This is a genomic window from Psychrobacillus sp. FSL H8-0483 (assembly GCF_038637725.1).
In the GTDB taxonomy this organism is placed as follows: Bacteria; Bacillota; Bacilli; order Bacillales_A; family Planococcaceae; genus Psychrobacillus.
Genome location: NZ_CP152052.1, coordinates 2,463,361 through 2,478,718 on the forward strand (window position 1 = coordinate 2,463,361; position 15,358 = coordinate 2,478,718).

16 protein-coding genes and 2 pseudogenes are annotated in these 15,358 nt (G+C 37.0%); 1 reads left to right on the forward strand and 17 read right to left on the reverse strand.

Annotated elements, in window-relative coordinates; translation table 11 throughout:
- Window positions 1-217: 217 nt before the first annotated feature.
- The 15 genes and pseudogenes from MHB48_RS11740 to MHB48_RS11810 form a co-directional block, all read right to left on the reverse strand.
- A pseudogene (locus MHB48_RS11740) lies at window positions 218-589 on the reverse strand (DinB family protein); the annotation flags it as partial.
- A gap of 49 nt (window positions 590-638) precedes the next feature.
- On the reverse strand, window positions 639-1,619 hold the full coding sequence (locus MHB48_RS11745; RefSeq protein WP_342598254.1) for an alpha/beta hydrolase: 981 nt from the start codon (window positions 1,617-1,619) through the stop codon (window positions 639-641).
- A gap of 165 nt (window positions 1,620-1,784) precedes the next feature.
- A complete protein-coding gene (locus tag MHB48_RS11750) occupies window positions 1,785-2,774 on the reverse strand; it encodes an alpha/beta hydrolase (RefSeq protein ID WP_342598255.1) in 990 nt (329 codons plus the stop codon).
- 180 nt (window positions 2,775-2,954) lie between these two features.
- Window positions 2,955-4,322: a HAMP domain-containing sensor histidine kinase gene (locus MHB48_RS11755; RefSeq protein ID WP_342598256.1), complete on the reverse strand. Its 1,368-nt coding sequence runs from the start codon at window positions 4,320-4,322 to the stop codon at window positions 2,955-2,957.
- Window positions 4,319-4,993, reverse strand: a complete 675-nt coding sequence (locus MHB48_RS11760) for a response regulator transcription factor (protein WP_342598257.1) — start codon at window positions 4,991-4,993, stop codon at window positions 4,319-4,321. Before MHB48_RS11760 ends, MHB48_RS11755 begins: the two co-directional genes overlap by 4 nt.
- 181 nt (window positions 4,994-5,174) lie before the next feature.
- Complete coding sequence (locus MHB48_RS11765; protein ID WP_342601367.1) at window positions 5,175-5,405, reverse strand: transposase; 231 nt, start codon at window positions 5,403-5,405, stop codon at window positions 5,175-5,177.
- Between the two features lie 15 nt (window positions 5,406-5,420).
- A pseudogene (locus MHB48_RS11770) lies at window positions 5,421-5,594 on the reverse strand (GNAT family N-acetyltransferase); the annotation flags it as partial.
- 213 nt (window positions 5,595-5,807) lie between these two features.
- On the reverse strand, window positions 5,808-7,010 hold the full coding sequence (locus MHB48_RS11775; protein ID WP_342598258.1) for an IS110 family transposase: 1,203 nt from the start codon (window positions 7,008-7,010) through the stop codon (window positions 5,808-5,810).
- A 279-nt stretch (window positions 7,011-7,289) separates the two neighbouring features.
- Complete coding sequence (locus tag MHB48_RS11780) at window positions 7,290-7,517, reverse strand: hypothetical protein (protein WP_342598259.1); 228 nt, start codon at window positions 7,515-7,517, stop codon at window positions 7,290-7,292.
- A gap of 111 nt (window positions 7,518-7,628) precedes the next feature.
- A complete protein-coding gene (locus MHB48_RS11785) occupies window positions 7,629-8,024 on the reverse strand; it encodes a DUF3139 domain-containing protein (RefSeq protein ID WP_342598260.1) in 396 nt (131 codons plus the stop codon).
- Between the two features lie 141 nt (window positions 8,025-8,165).
- On the reverse strand, window positions 8,166-8,744 hold the full coding sequence (gene plsY, locus MHB48_RS11790; protein WP_342598261.1) for a glycerol-3-phosphate 1-O-acyltransferase PlsY: 579 nt from the start codon (window positions 8,742-8,744) through the stop codon (window positions 8,166-8,168).
- A 170-nt stretch (window positions 8,745-8,914) separates the two neighbouring features.
- A complete protein-coding gene (locus MHB48_RS11795; RefSeq protein WP_342598262.1) occupies window positions 8,915-9,349 on the reverse strand; it encodes a hypothetical protein in 435 nt (144 codons plus the stop codon).
- 310 nt (window positions 9,350-9,659) lie between these two features.
- Complete coding sequence (locus MHB48_RS11800; RefSeq protein ID WP_342598263.1) at window positions 9,660-10,004, reverse strand: hypothetical protein; 345 nt, start codon at window positions 10,002-10,004, stop codon at window positions 9,660-9,662.
- A 267-nt stretch (window positions 10,005-10,271) separates the two neighbouring features.
- On the reverse strand, window positions 10,272-11,474 hold the full coding sequence (locus tag MHB48_RS11805) for an IS110 family transposase (RefSeq protein ID WP_342598258.1): 1,203 nt from the start codon (window positions 11,472-11,474) through the stop codon (window positions 10,272-10,274).
- 1,135 nt (window positions 11,475-12,609) lie between these two features.
- Window positions 12,610-12,942 (reverse strand): hypothetical protein, encoded by a 333-nt coding sequence (locus MHB48_RS11810; RefSeq protein ID WP_342598264.1) that lies wholly within the window; start codon window positions 12,940-12,942, stop codon window positions 12,610-12,612.
- A 351-nt stretch (window positions 12,943-13,293) separates the two neighbouring features.
- On the opposite strand from MHB48_RS11810, the gene MHB48_RS11815 reads away from it, so the two are divergent.
- Window positions 13,294-14,517 (forward strand): IS110 family transposase, encoded by a 1,224-nt coding sequence (locus MHB48_RS11815; RefSeq protein WP_342598100.1) that lies wholly within the window; start codon window positions 13,294-13,296, stop codon window positions 14,515-14,517.
- Window positions 14,518-14,667: 150 nt separating this feature from the next.
- Here the strand turns inward: MHB48_RS11815 and MHB48_RS11820 are convergent, their stop codons facing one another.
- Window positions 14,668-14,925 carry a hypothetical protein gene (locus MHB48_RS11820; protein ID WP_342598265.1) on the reverse strand — a complete coding sequence of 86 codons (258 nt, stop codon included), beginning with the start codon at window positions 14,923-14,925 and terminating at the stop codon, window positions 14,668-14,670.
- A gap of 146 nt (window positions 14,926-15,071) precedes the next feature.
- Window positions 15,072-15,293, reverse strand: coding sequence for a hypothetical protein (locus tag MHB48_RS11825; protein WP_342598266.1), 222 nt, complete (start codon window positions 15,291-15,293; stop codon window positions 15,072-15,074).
- Window positions 15,294-15,358 lie beyond the last annotated feature (65 nt).

The following is a 15,358-nucleotide window of genomic DNA, read 5'->3' on the forward strand; positions in this document are numbered from 1 at the left end:
TACAACCGCATATCATCCTACATTAGTATTAGGTTTAGTTCATTCAGCAAAGAATCCTATATACCTTTTTATAATTATATTCATGCAGGCAAATTGCAGAACTATTCTGCCCCTTTACTACCATAAGGAGTTCAACATAAAAGGGCATTAATCCTTCATGGATCGATGCCCCTATTAGTTTAAGTATAATGTTTCACAAACCTTCTTTTTCCACCAATTAACGATGCGATGGCCAAGATCCTTGCATCTTCCTAATTTGAATAATTTGGCCCGTATGGTAAGCATCGTGAAGCATTATGTCTAAAAGCTTTTCTTCAAGAGAATTTTGTTGAAGTTCTTCAATAGTTGTTTTACTTAGCACTTGTCTTAAACTGAGTTGTACCATTTCTCCAAGTTCAACGACTGCTATCCATTCTTTGTCGTCATTTAATTGTTTAGTAAGGTAGAAGGTTTGATCACCATCGAGATTATTTGTCCATTCACGGCCTTCTAAATTTCCTACAAGTCTCTCTTTATAGTAAATCAGATGATTAACATTTTCCCAAATTGTTTTGGTTGCCTCTCCTACTGGTCTCCACCTAGCCTGTTCAGGCTGTAGACATATGCATAAAATAGCGGATGAACCTTTCTCTGTACACTTACTTTACTTCTTTCATAAATACTCTAACGTTTTCAGCGATTTCATTGAATTTGGTATGGTGTAAATAATGTGATCCATCCATGGTTACTACTTTTCCATGTACCGAGTCTTTGATCTGCCCTTCATGCAGAGGTATCCATCCTGCTACACCTTCATTATTCGCTTGCACAAAGAGAAGAAGCGGAAGATCTTTAGGGAAGGTTAAACCTTGAGCCCCTTTAAAATTAGACGAAATATGGTCCATCTCATTCAAGGTAGTGTCATTATACATGTTTTTATTCGAAATCATTTTCATTTGCTCTACGGTTTTTTCATCAAATGCCAGTCCAGCATAGGGGTCAGCACTTATTTTCATGGTCAATCTTAAGAGACCTGATTTTTTGAGAAATGCAAACGTTTTTAATGGGAATTTGATATCCATACCCGGTTGTGTTGCAACACTGCTATCGATTCCGACAAATGCAGTCACTTCTTTTGGATATTTGTTCACATAATCAATTCCGTAAATGCCTGTAATGGAGTGGCCCATGAGCATGTATCTGTTAATATTAAGCTGCTGTAGAGCTTCATGAACTTCACTTACCATATTCTCCGTGGTTCGCTCTTTTTCAGTTTCGTCACTTAATCCATAACCGAAAGGCTCAACCGCAACAACTTTGTAAAATGGAGATAATTCATCGATGAGAAGCTTAAAATCAAGCCCTGGTGTAGCTGTTCCATAACCAGGCAAGAGCACGATCGTTTCCTCTCCCTCGCCTTGAATTAACACATTCATATTTTTCCCGTCTACAGATACGTGCTGACCGTAGGGCACTATTCGTTTTTGCTCCGAATGACTACTCATCACATTAGCGATATAAACAATACCTAGAAAAAGAACAATGGCTATAACGATTGCTCCTATGATTTTAAGTAAGATGTTTCGCACTTTCTTTATTTTCGTTCCACTACCCGTTTTCTTTTCCTCTTGTTGTGTCACTGTCATCTTCTCCTGTCCTGATCTGTTTGTTTGGCTTCCTTCATGTGCCGCTAATGAAATCTTAACTAATGAAGATGTACTCCCCATGACGACAATATGAACTGAATATGAACAAGCAAAAAAATACTGCGGCATTATATGCATGGAATCTTACACATGATGAATTCATTGGATTTCTTCCATAAACGACCTAAAGTTTTTAGCTATTTCTTTGGAATGTGAACGATATAAATAATGTCCTGCTTCCAGTAGTACCACTTTTCCATGTACAGAATCTTTTAATTGCTTTTTATGCTCGGGTATCCATCTATCCGTTGCTGGTTGATTCGCTTGGATAAAGAAAATAACAGGAAGATTTTTGGGGAATGTTGAATTTTCAGCCCTTTTAAAATTAGAATACATATTTTCAATTTCATTTAATTGGTTGGGATTATACATGTTTTTGTGCATAAGAATTCTGATTTGTTCTATTGTTTGATCATCATAGGGTAGTTCAGCATATACGTCGGTATCCGGTTTCATTAGTAATCTGGAGAAACCTGATTTTTTGAGTAGTTTAACAGTTTCTATTTCTGAAGATGAGAACCTCTTCTCGCTTAGCGTTGGAACGCTGCTATCGAGCCCGACAAATGCACTCACTTCATTTGGATACTTGTTCACATAATCGAGTCCGTAAATCCCTGAAATGGAGTGGCCCATTAGAATATAACGATCAATATGAAGGCCCTGTAAAGCTTCATGAATTTCACTCACAATATTCTCTGTGCTTCGTTCTTTTTCGGTTAGATCACTTAATCCATAACCAAAAGGTTCAACTACGACGACTTTGTAAAATGGTGATAGCTCTTCTATTAGCGGCTTAAAATCAAGACCAGGTGCTGCCGTTCCATACCCTGGTAGTAGCACGACGGTTTCTTCGCCTTTTCCTTGAATGGTAACATTCATATTTTTCCCGTCTACAGATACGTGCTGACCATAGGACTCTATTCTTTTTTGCTCCGAATGATTACTGATCACATTAACGGTATAAACAATGCCTAGAAAAATAACAATTGCTAGAACGATTGCTCCTATGATTTTAAGCAAAATGCTTCGTACTTTCTTTGATTTCGTTCCATTCTTCGTTTTCATTTCCTCTGTTTGCGTCACTCTCATCTTCTCCTGTCCTAATCTGCTTATTCAGCTACCTTAACGGTGCGACTAATGAAAGTTTAACCAACAAAGATGTACTCCCCATGACGACAATATGAACTGAATATGAACTGTAAAAAAAAATACTACGGCTCATATGCAAGGAAGCTTGCATATGAGCCGTAGCATAGAGAATGAATCTAACTAATCTGTTGGTGTAGTGATTGGCAAGGTGACAATGAAGGTCGTTCCTTTACCAGGTTCACTTTCCACTCGGATGTCACCTTGATGAAGCGATATGATCTGTTTAACGATAGCGAGTCCCATACCACTACCGTCATACTTACGACTATGGGAACGATCGGCCTTAAAAAACCGCTCGAATATACGCTTCTGGTCCTCATGGTGAATACCAATGCCAGTGTCGGATATTCGGACTGTCGCGTTTCTGATATCTTGTTTGATGCTTACGTTAATCACGCCACCATCCTCGGAAAATTTGATGCTATTTCCGAGGATATTCGTCCATACCTGATTTAGCTGGTCATGTTCAGCCGTTACTTTTACTGTATCTAAATCAAGCTCGAAATGTATGTTGCGAGCAGACCATTGCGGCTGAAGCGCAACGATTACCCGTCGGATTTGTTCGTCGAGGCTGAGCGTGATGAGCCGAAGTTGCTTTGACTGCGATTCAAGCATACTCAGCTTTAGTAGGCTATCGCTCATTTTGGACATCCTTTTCGCTTCAGTGATGATAATATCAAGATAACGGCTTCGTTCGTAATCTGAGAGGTCAACTTGTTTAAGCGCTAGAGCATAACCGGATATCGAAGTGAGCGGAGACTGAACCTCGTGTGACACGTTCGTTACGAATTCCCTGCGCATCTGCTCAAGTTGCTGCAGATCGTGCATCATTTCTTCGAAGCTGCGAGCCAAAGTACCCAGCTCACTCGTTTGCTTAATATTCAACTTAACGTTAAAATCTCCAGATGCTACCCGCTTGGTCGCTTTTGTCAGCTTTTTGATCGGTCTTACCAGGAATACAGAAGGAACTAAAATCAATAAGCTTCCTGCAATCAACGAACAGGTTGCAAAGATCAACGCCCACTTTATGACAAAAGAGGCCGAAGGAGGGGCGAGCGTTTCCAAAAACATCGCTTTCGTTCCCATTTCCGTTTTCAACGGCAACCCTAAGAGGACCTTAGCAATACCATTCGGAGTGTCTTGAACAACACCTCCATCTAATACTTTCTTTAGTTGCTCCATCGTGACAGGCGCAGGTTTGTGTCCGTGAAGTTTTCCATAAGACTGGAACTGACCCGTTGCTTCGTAAATTCGAATATAATAGGAATCGAGCTGCTTCATTTCACTTACGAACGAGTCCGCTTCACTTAACGGAAGGGTCTTGTAAATCCGGTCTATGTCTTGACCAAAGTTACGTAAGTTGATTTGAGCATTTTCGTTCAATTTATCTTCGAATATCCAAGTTGACACCAAAAATGAAATGATCGTGCCCCCGATGATGGAGACTAGAAATGTCAGGATAACACGTATATATAAGGATTTGATCATTCATCAACCTCAAGCCGATACCCAAGCCCGCGCACCGTTTCGATCCGAAAATCGGGTGTCGTCGCGAACCGTTCACGCAGGCGTTTAATATGTACGTCTACCGTTCGATCATCTCCGGCGTAATCGATACCCCAAATCTGATCGATCAACTGCTCGCGCGTATAGACTTGTCCAGGTGTTCCTGCGAGCTTATACAGCAATTCAAACTCCTTTAGCGGCAACGTAAGCGACTCCGCCCCACTCATCACCTTATAGGTCTTTCGATCAAGGATGACATTCCCGAAATGGATCGTCTGCGTGGAGCCAATCTTGTATCGTTTGAGTAGTGCCCTAACACGAACCGTCAACTCTAACGGATCGAATGGCTTCGTTAAATAATCGTCCGTCCCAAGTTCGAAACCTTTTACTTTCTCCCATGTTTCTCCTCTCGCAGTCAGCATAAGTAAAGGAAGATCAGGATTGGCTCTTCGGAGCTCCTTGCATAACGTCCAACCATCCATAATCGGCATCATAATATCGAGCACGACAAGATCGACATGCGTTGAGGTGTAGACGACCAGTGCTTCCTTGCCGTCCGCGGCTTCGGCTGTTGCGAATCCGTCGTTGCGTAGAAATAAACAGACGAGTTCGCGAATGTTCGCATCGTCGTCAGCAACCAGTATAGTAGGCATAAGTTCCCTCTTTTCCCTGTTTTCCATCGCATTATTTCAAGTAATCATTATACTATAAATTAACACGTATGTTGATTAACCAAAGTTATACAGTTTCTTGATTTATCGACCTGTAGTGTTTCTTTCAAGCTAATTTGCCGCACAATCGACAGGGCATCACAAAGAAACAGGCGTGTGAAACCTACAAATGACAAGCGTTTGTTTTGTTTTTCTTTTTCTTCTGGCCTTGTACATGAAGAAATTTCAGCAAAACATAGGCAATCATAGCTGCGAATAACTGCTTGAACAACGCATTGGATGTTGTGCCAAACAATACGCGAACGTTCAAATTCTGCTTAATCCAGCGAAAAAATGACTCAATGTCCCAGCGCGATTTGTACATAGCGGCGATTTCTTCTACTGTTACGTCCATAAACTGGTTACAACACCCGATTCCTTCGGACTGATAGCTTGGTAGAACACATATTCCACAAACTACTCCAGTAATTACACCATCTGAAATAACACGTCCCATACCCACTAATTGTTTTTCATCCAATGCGTAAATGGCGTACCAACTTTGATTGCTTATTCAACTTATCTGCTGTGTTAGTTTAAGTGTAGCATTTCACAATGGATAGCCGAAATCTACGTGATATTTTGGACGTAAAAATAGACCATCGAAAAATGATGGTCTTGTTTAACTAAACCAGCTAATAGGATGTCAATATTTTTCTCTAAAATTCTAATTAACCTTATGTTATACTATTTTGAGCATGACAAATAGCCCTCCAAAAACCTGGAAGGTTTTCTCTTTATTACTTATAACCGTTAATTACGCTATATCCAGGAAAGCTTCTTTTCTATTTAATAAAGCATAAATCCAATGAAGCAGTTTGTTAATGCAGGCTACTATCGCTACTTTGGCAGGCTTACCTTCTGATTTCTTTTTATCATAGAATTCTTTTAGCTTTTTGTTTCTTGAACTTCTGATACCGCACAATACGGCAAGATACAAAGCATGGCGTAATCTACTTGAACCTCGTTTAGTAATACGATTGGTTGTGGCAGTAAACTTTCCTGATGAGTGAACACTGGGATCTACTCCTGCAAAGGCAACTAGTTTTTTCGGATGACTAAACCGATCGATTTCACCAACCTCAGAGATTATCGTGGCAGCGATTTTTTCTCCGATTCCTGGAATCGATTGGACAATCTTGTAGTCTTCCAATTCATTTGCCAAGGTCACTATACGAATTTCCAACTCTGAAAGGTGTCCTTGGTACTGAAATAGCATTTCAATATACATTTGAAGATTGATTAAGTGACTATGATACACCACTTTTTGAAATGGATTTCGAGACGCGGAATCCATTAACTTTTTTGCCTTATCCAACGCCCATTGACTAGATCGTCTTGGACAAAACTCCATAACACACTCCGCTAGCTTACTTTCCCCAGCCGCTATTACATCTTCTGAAGTAGGATATTTCTTTAACATCAATAAAGAAACCTTCGAATAAAGATCACCAAAAACCTTACGGTATTCAGGAAACACTTGATCTAAAATAGTGTGAAACTGCAGCTTAGCCTCCACATACATATTCGTCACAATCTCCTGTTGTCTTGAAAGATTTCTAAGATTTAATAGTTGAATTCCTCTGTTTTTATGAGGTTCAAAATCTTCTTTGTAATAAAGCACACACAACTGATACGCATCAATTGCATCTGTTTTTACCTTTCGTAAACTGGATCTCTTAGCCTGATAAGAAATAATAGGATTAAGCAAGATATACAAAACCTCGTGCTCCTCCAAGTATTGAATAACAGGAGAATGATAATGACCTGTAGATTCTAAAATGACCATAGGCATTTGCCCAGTCATCAATTCAATCTCATTTAAAAAGCTTATAAAACGGTCTAACTCCTCTCTTGTATGCTTCATCGAAAAACTCTTTCCAAACGGCTTCGATTTATCTAAAAATGCCTGAACTTGGCTCTCTCCTTTTGCCACATCCAGACCAACTACTGGATTCATTTTGCTTCCTCCTCTGACTCACTCACCAGTACCCCTATTCCTCCATGTAGTATCATAGCTTCGCTTGTTATACGAGATCTACGTCCCAACCAGCCTCAAACATGTTTCTACAAGTAGGGGGTGGACAGTTTAATTCACGGGATCATTGTCCCACGCACCCGTACGTCCTACCCTGGCTACTGATATATTAAATTCTATAAAAATAAGGTCAACCAGTAAAAACTGGTTAACCTTATAATACGAAAGCACCCGTTAGTCAAATAAACAACTTCTCTTTTATTACTGAATATCATCTGAACCAAGTGCATTCTCCTCATTTATGACTATACTATAAGAAATATTAAGTTTATCCCAAACCCAAGCATGAAAAATTCTTTCCATTTCTATTATTAATGCTTTATCATCCATATCATCGTCAATACCTAATTTTTCAAAAGTGAATGCTTCTTTTGCCTCTGTTCCTTCATAATTTGTACTACTAAAAGAAAAATTGACTGTTTTCCCCATTTGTATATCCCCCTATTATTAAGTCTGCTGTAATCGACTCTAATAAACAGTTTATATTATTCCCTCTTGTTCAACTAAACTGCTGCGTTAGTTGAACAGGCGTAAATGGAATTATTCTATTATATATTTATCAATTTCACTAAAAGGATAGTAATGTTTTAATTCAGATTTATTTATATTAAGCTTTATCGCCTCATTAGTGAGAATATACTCCATTTGGTTAACCCCATCATGTGCATAATAGATATGTTTTTCATAAGGTTCATCTTCAAAAACTACAACTGCATAATATGGAGGCAATTTTACTCCATATATTCCTTCAACAGATTTTATCTCTTTCTTTTCATATCCCTTTTCATCCACAAGATAACTAGTCACTCTCTTTTCATATTCAGTTTTTGTGTTTTCTATTTTCAGATGTATTAAGAAAATCCCACAAATAAGCACAAGAAACATGAGTAAAATTATTATTACTTTCTTACTCAAAATATCACCGTTTTTAAACATAAAAACACCCCTTGTCTTGTACCATTCTTCATTACACTCATTACTTCCTTCTTCTTCAACTAACTTGCTTCGTTAGTTCAATAAGAAAAAAGCTTCACTCCTTCTTGAAGTAAAGCACCACGTTAGCTTAACAAGTAAACACTAATTTTCAACTATTTTGTTCTCTGTTCCATTTACAATTCTCTTTATATTTTGTCGATGTAGAATGATTATTGATACGCTTATTAGTAGAGAAAGTGCTATGATAACTTTATCTTCAAATATAAGACTGTAAATGAATAATGCTATACTAGCCAACATTGAACTTAGTGATACATACTTAGTAAATAGCAAAGTTAACACAAACGCAACAAAACCAACAAAAACACCCAAAGGAGTCAAAAACAAGAAAACTCCAGTTGCTGTCGCAACAGCCTTTCCACCTTTAAAACTAGCAAAAACAGAAAATATGTGCCCTAATATGGCTAATAAACCACATACAATAGGGTTAACTGTAGAACCAAGTATTAGGGGAAGTAAACAAGCAAATGTACCTTTTAATATATCAGCAATTGCAACAATTACTCCTGCTTTTATGCCTAAAACTCTATAAGCATTAGTTGCACCAAGATTACCACTACCGTAATCACGAATATCTTTCTTATAAAATATTTTACCGATTACTAAAGCAAATGAGATTGAGCCAATTAAATAACTTAGAATCAAAGTTAAAATGTTCAAAGTATTATCTCCTTACATAGTTTGTTAAGTAAGTATTTCTATTTATTGCACATAATTTCCTGCAATCCTTCTTACATTAACCTGCCCCTTTAGTTAAATATCAAAAAGGGCTGTCTAATGACAGCCCTTTTCTTCTAAAGCACCACGTTCGTTGAATAAGGAATAGCAGTTTAATGGTATCGAAACCAAACAAACCATCCTTTTTCCTTACTTTTTGCTAAAAATATTTGACCCTGAGCTAAATCAGCTCCGGGTGCTTTGGGGAAATCTAAACGTACAAGCCATGACTTTTCAGCAATTTCTTTGCCACAAAAGGTTTTTGCCATTCCAAAATAGCCTTCTTCTTCTTTATTACCAACTGTATTGAGAAAAGGTTTGGCAGTTACTACATTCCACTTAGTATACATGTCAGGAAAATCATCTAATCCAGTTCCATAAGTTTTTGGTATTAAAGTATTTAACGCTTCTATTACCTCTTTTTTATCCTTAAGCGGAATTTTCTCTAATTCACTTAATACGGGACAATTTTTAGGCTGTGCATAAGATTCAATTGAACCCAAAGTAAATAAAGATACGATTAAAATCAGTGCATACAGTTTTTTCAAGAAAAATTCACCTCTTTTCTAATTACTTTCTCCAATTAGAAAAGAATTATTAATCCTTCTTCAACTAACCTGATCCGTTAGTTTAAGTGTAACATTTCACATTAGATTTCTGAGATCTACTTGATGTTTTGGATAAAAAAATAGACCATCGGAATGAGGATCTTGTTTAACTAAAGCACCCGTTAGTTGAAATTTCGTAAACCGAAATAAAATAATTACTTAAACAGGAGTGCTGACCGTTAGAGAAAGAAGCGATTGCTATTCTTGTTGTGCAATTGCCCTCTTTCCTGTTAAAGGCAAATATATACCCTTATGTTGAATACCTGCTTGCAATTTTCGAAGGTGAAAATGAAACTTCATATAAACCTTCAAGTTCTTTCTTTACTTTTTCTGTTAAAAACCCCTGTTTATTATGTTCTTCTTCAAGTTCAACCTTTTCCTTTTGAACTATCCCATCAATAGTCCTAAACAATTTATCAAATCTCAATATCCATTCCATTAATTCCGCCTTCAACTCGATTGAAATTGGAACATATTCTATGTCAAAGTTACAATAACATTTATTACACCAAATAGCTTCGGCACCTATATCTGCTTCAACTTTCAAATGAGATGTTTCATTCCATTTACATAAATCTTTCATATATTTTTTCATCTCCCCTTATTAAAGTAAACAGCCGCTTTTAGTTGAACGTCCTTATATAAATAAATGCGTTACCTCTCTTAAAATTCCTCTTATTCAAACCTTCTGCGTTAGTTCAATAAGAAAAAATGCTTTACCTCTTCTTGAAGTAAACCAGCTAATAGGATGTCAATATTTTTCTCTAAAATTCTAATTAACCTTATGTTATACTATTTTGAGCATGACAAATAGCCCTCCAAAAACCTGGAAGGTTTTCTCTTTATTACTTATAACCGTTAATTACGCTATATCCAGGAAAGCTTCTTTTCTATTTAATAAAGCATAAATCCAATGAAGCAGTTTGTTAATGCAGGCTACTATCGCTACTTTGGCAGGCTTACCTTCTGATTTCTTTTTATCATAGAATTCTTTTAGCTTTTTGTTTCTTGAACTTCTGATACCGCACAATACGGCAAGATACAAAGCATGGCGTAATCTACTTGAACCTCGTTTAGTAATACGATTGGTTGTGGCAGTAAACTTTCCTGATGAGTGAACACTGGGATCTACTCCTGCAAAGGCAACTAGTTTTTTCGGATGACTAAACCGATCGATTTCACCAACCTCAGAGATTATCGTGGCAGCGATTTTTTCTCCGATTCCTGGAATCGATTGGACAATCTTGTAGTCTTCCAATTCATTTGCCAAGGTCACTATACGAATTTCCAACTCTGAAAGGTGTCCTTGGTACTGAAATAGCATTTCAATATACATTTGAAGATTGATTAAGTGACTATGATACACCACTTTTTGAAATGGATTTCGAGACGCGGAATCCATTAACTTTTTTGCCTTATCCAACGCCCATTGACTAGATCGTCTTGGACAAAACTCCATAACACACTCCGCTAGCTTACTTTCCCCAGCCGCTATTACATCTTCTGAAGTAGGATATTTCTTTAACATCAATAAAGAAACCTTCGAATAAAGATCACCAAAAACCTTACGGTATTCAGGAAACACTTGATCTAAAATAGTGTGAAACTGCAGCTTAGCCTCCACATACATATTCGTCACAATCTCCTGTTGTCTTGAAAGATTTCTAAGATTTAATAGTTGAATTCCTCTGTTTTTATGAGGTTCAAAATCTTCTTTGTAATAAAGCACACACAACTGATACGCATCAATTGCATCTGTTTTTACCTTTCGTAAACTGGATCTCTTAGCCTGATAAGAAATAATAGGATTAAGCAAGATATACAAAACCTCGTGCTCCTCCAAGTATTGAATAACAGGAGAATGATAATGACCTGTAGATTCTAAAATGACCATAGGCATTTGCCCAGTCATCAATTCAATCTCATTTAAAAAGCTTATAAAACGGTCTAACTCCTCTCTTGTATGCTTCATCGAAAAACTCTTTCCAAACGGCTTCGATTTATCTAAAAATGCCTGAACTTGGCTCTCTCCTTTTGCCACATCCAGACCAACTACTGGATTCATTTTGCTTCCTCCTCTGACTCACTCACCAGTACCCCTATTCCTCCATGTAGTATCATAGCTTCGCTTGTTATACGAGATCTACGTCCCAACCAGCCTCAAACATGTTTCTACAAGTAGGGGGTGGACAGTTTAATTCACGGGATCATTGTCCCACGCACCCGTACGTCCTACCCTGGCTACTGATATATTAAATTCTATAAAAATAAGGTCAACCAGTAAAAACTGGTTAACCTTATAATACGAAGCACCCGTTAGTTGAATTAGCCAATTATTCATTTTTCTTTTTTAAATAGAATGCTATTAATATAATGATTTCTAAAACAATAATTAACCACAAAATTGGCTGAACTTGTTCCACGGTGTACCGCCAACACTTCCGTTTGCCCTCCTATTTAACCAAACGTATTCTCCCATATAATGATTGCAATTAGTTGCGTAGATAATGCCAGAATAACCAACAATAGAAATCTTTTCATTTTCTTTTCATTTTCTTTTCCCCCTTTTCCAATTATTAGTAATTATCTTTATTGAACTAACCTGCTGCGTTAGTTGAATAAGAAAAAAGACTTGCCTAAGCAACCCATCATCTTCAACTAAAGCACTCGTTAGTTGAAGAACAAATATTGTAGTTGGATAGTTATACATCTGATTTTTGGTTAATACTTTTTGATTTTATAAACTTAATAATGAATAGAATTATAACTAAAATCATAAGAAACTGACCTAAATGGAGTAGCCCCGTTCCTAAGGGATAGTTTATTGCATATTCTTTTTGATATTCCAATAGTTCTTTATTGCTTATAAGATTGATATCTTGTAAAGGGATAAGGATGGTTTGTAATATAAATCCAATTACTATTAAACAAATTGATATAAAACTTATGCTAAAAAGTGTTATCTTATTGAACATAAATTCCATAATATCACCTCATTTTTTTGCTACTTCTTACACAGACGTTTTCAGATAATAAAAGTTGTACGATACAAAAGAATACTCCTAGATATTTCCACCATTATTCTTAAGCAGAGCCTTTATTTAACACTTACTTATTCAACTAACCTGCTGCTTTAGTTCAATAAGAAAAACGCTTTACTCCTTCTTGAAGTAAAGCACTCGTTAGTTGAATAACTAAGCTTATTTGTGATACTCAATAGTTTCAATATCACTAAGAAAAATTAAACCATTTCTTTTTATCGTGTATCTTACGAAGTATGTCTTATCTTTCTGAATTAAATTCATTACCATTGGTTCCCTAACAATTACTTTAATCTCTTCTTGATGTCCCACTGGGGCATTGGGGTTAAATCCCTTTATCCATGCTTCATTGTTATCGTTAGAATACCCTTTTTCAGTGACAGTAAAATCAATTACAGTTAACACAGACGAAAAAGAATTATAAATTAAAAAAACAATCAAAAAGGCAACAGAAATTGTTATAGCCGACAATAAAATTCTTTTACTCTTCATAAAATTCCCCTTCCTTCACTATCCTGCTGCGTTAGTTCAATAAGAAAAAGCTCCCTTACAGGCAGCCACTTGCTTAACTAAAGCACCCGTTAGCCATCCATGAAGCGCAAAATCAGCGCTTCACCACAGAGAATGAAAATGGTGAAAAACCGTCCATACTGATTCTACGGCTGGGAGAGGAAGGTCGATGAACTATGGTGCCTTAGAGCCCATCCGTTAGTCTGACTCCAACGACCACGGTGCACCACTGACTGTCGCTCCCTTACAGGAAGCACACATGGTAGATTAATCCTATTCTGATTGTTGCACCAGCCTCCAATAATATTAAGAGCCGTAGAAAGGATGTTTTCAATGGATATAGTCATTGAAAGAGCATGTGGTATGGATGTTCATAAGGACAATATAACTGCATGTATTATCACACCAGAAGGAAAGGAGATTCAAACGTTTTCAACTAAAACTGTATTTTTAATACAGTTGGTGGACTGGATTAAACAGCTGAATTGTACGCATGTCGCCATGGAGAGCACGAGTGTTTACTGGAAACCTATTGTGAATTTATTAGAAGCTGAAGATATTGAGTTTCTAGTTGTGAATGCCCAGCATATGAAGGCAGTGCCTGGACGTAAAACAGATGTGAAGGATGCAGAATGGATTGCCAAACTACTCCGCCATGGTCTTCTCAAAGCTAGTTATATTCCTGACCGTGATCAACGGGAACTACGTGAACTTGTTCGCTATCGTCGGAGTATTATTGAAGAACGTGCCAGACAGCATAATCGGATTCAAAAGGTATTGGAAGGTGCGAACATTAAGTTAGGTTCTGTTGTTTCAGATGTGTTGGGCGTTTCAGCAAGGGATATGCTTCATGCGATCGCCGAAGGCGAAGATGATCCTGAAAAACTTGCAAATTTTGCTCGACGAACAATGAAAAAGAAGAAAGATGAACTGGAACTCGCCCTTAAAGGTTATATCAATTCACATCAACGTCTTATGTTGAAAACCATTTTAAAGCATATTGATTTTTTGACGGAGCAAATCGAGATGCTCGATCAAGAAGTGGCGGAAAGAGTAAGCGCCAATAAAGAAGATGTTGAACGACTAGATTCTATTCCTGGCATTGCTACAAGAATGGCGGAGCAAATTTTATCTGAAATCGGAACGGATATTAAGAATCAGTTTCCAAGTGCAGCTCATATGTGCTCTTGGGCAGGATTAGTTCCTGGACATAATGAAAGTGCGGGAAAAAGGAAATCAACTAAAACCAAAAAAGGAAACAAATATTTGAGATCAGCATTAACAGAAGCAGCTCATTCTGTAAGAGGTTCCAAAAACTATCTCGGTGCTTTGTATCGTCGTACAGCAGCAAGAAAAGGTAAGAAACGAGCAGGAATTGTCGTCGCTCATGCCATGTTACGCATCTCCTATTATCTCTTAACTCGAAAAGAAATGTACGTAGACTTAGGCGAAGACTACTTTGATAAAAAGAGACAACAGTCAATTGTTCGACATTCCTTACGAAGACTTGAGAGTTTAGGATACACAGTTACGTTACAAGAACCTGAAGCGTCTTAATCCAGTCCACCTACCTACAATAGTTCAATGAATTACGCGCTCTCCTTTTTTTTTAACGAATGAGCTGCGTCTTATTAAGTATTGCCTTTTTCCCTAAATTACAGAAGTTTATTTTCATGGTAGTTGAAAATGATTCATTTAAGATGATAGTTATACGAAAGTAAAACCAATTATTAGAATTATTGCCATCAAACTAAAGAATGACCAATTAACAATTCGTCTTTCTTTTACTGTAAGAAATTTGGATTCCATAAAATTTAAACTATTTAGGATAAAAATAAGTCCAAAGAATATGAGTCCATTTCCTATGACATCATCTGTGATTAAAATGTACCTTATACCAGCAATCAATATTAATAAAGTACCTATATATCCAATGATAATATAAAAGTAATGGTTCTTTTTCATATCCACCAACTTCCACTCCCTCTCTGCAAACACTTCTTTAAGTATGCCTTCTTGTTCAACTAACCTGCTGCGTTAGTTCAATAAGAAAAAAGAGTTGCCTAAGCAACCCATGATCTTTAACTAAAGCACCACGTTAGTGAAAATAACTATATAACTAATGCCAAAACAATAATTACGATAAATGCCAAAGTGAAGAAAACCCCTCTTATTATAAGGGAACGCCTTACATATGCCTCATCTACTTTAGGTTCCTCAGTATATGCTGGTTGAAACCACAATCGAATAGCCTTTGTTGGATTTTTATATTGCCAAATCGAAATAACATAGAATGCAATCACTACGATAAAAAATAAAATTGTATTAAACATATAATTCCCTCCAGCCCCGTTCCTTTAATACGTTTGAAACGAATTGAGGTTCCATTTTTTAGTTA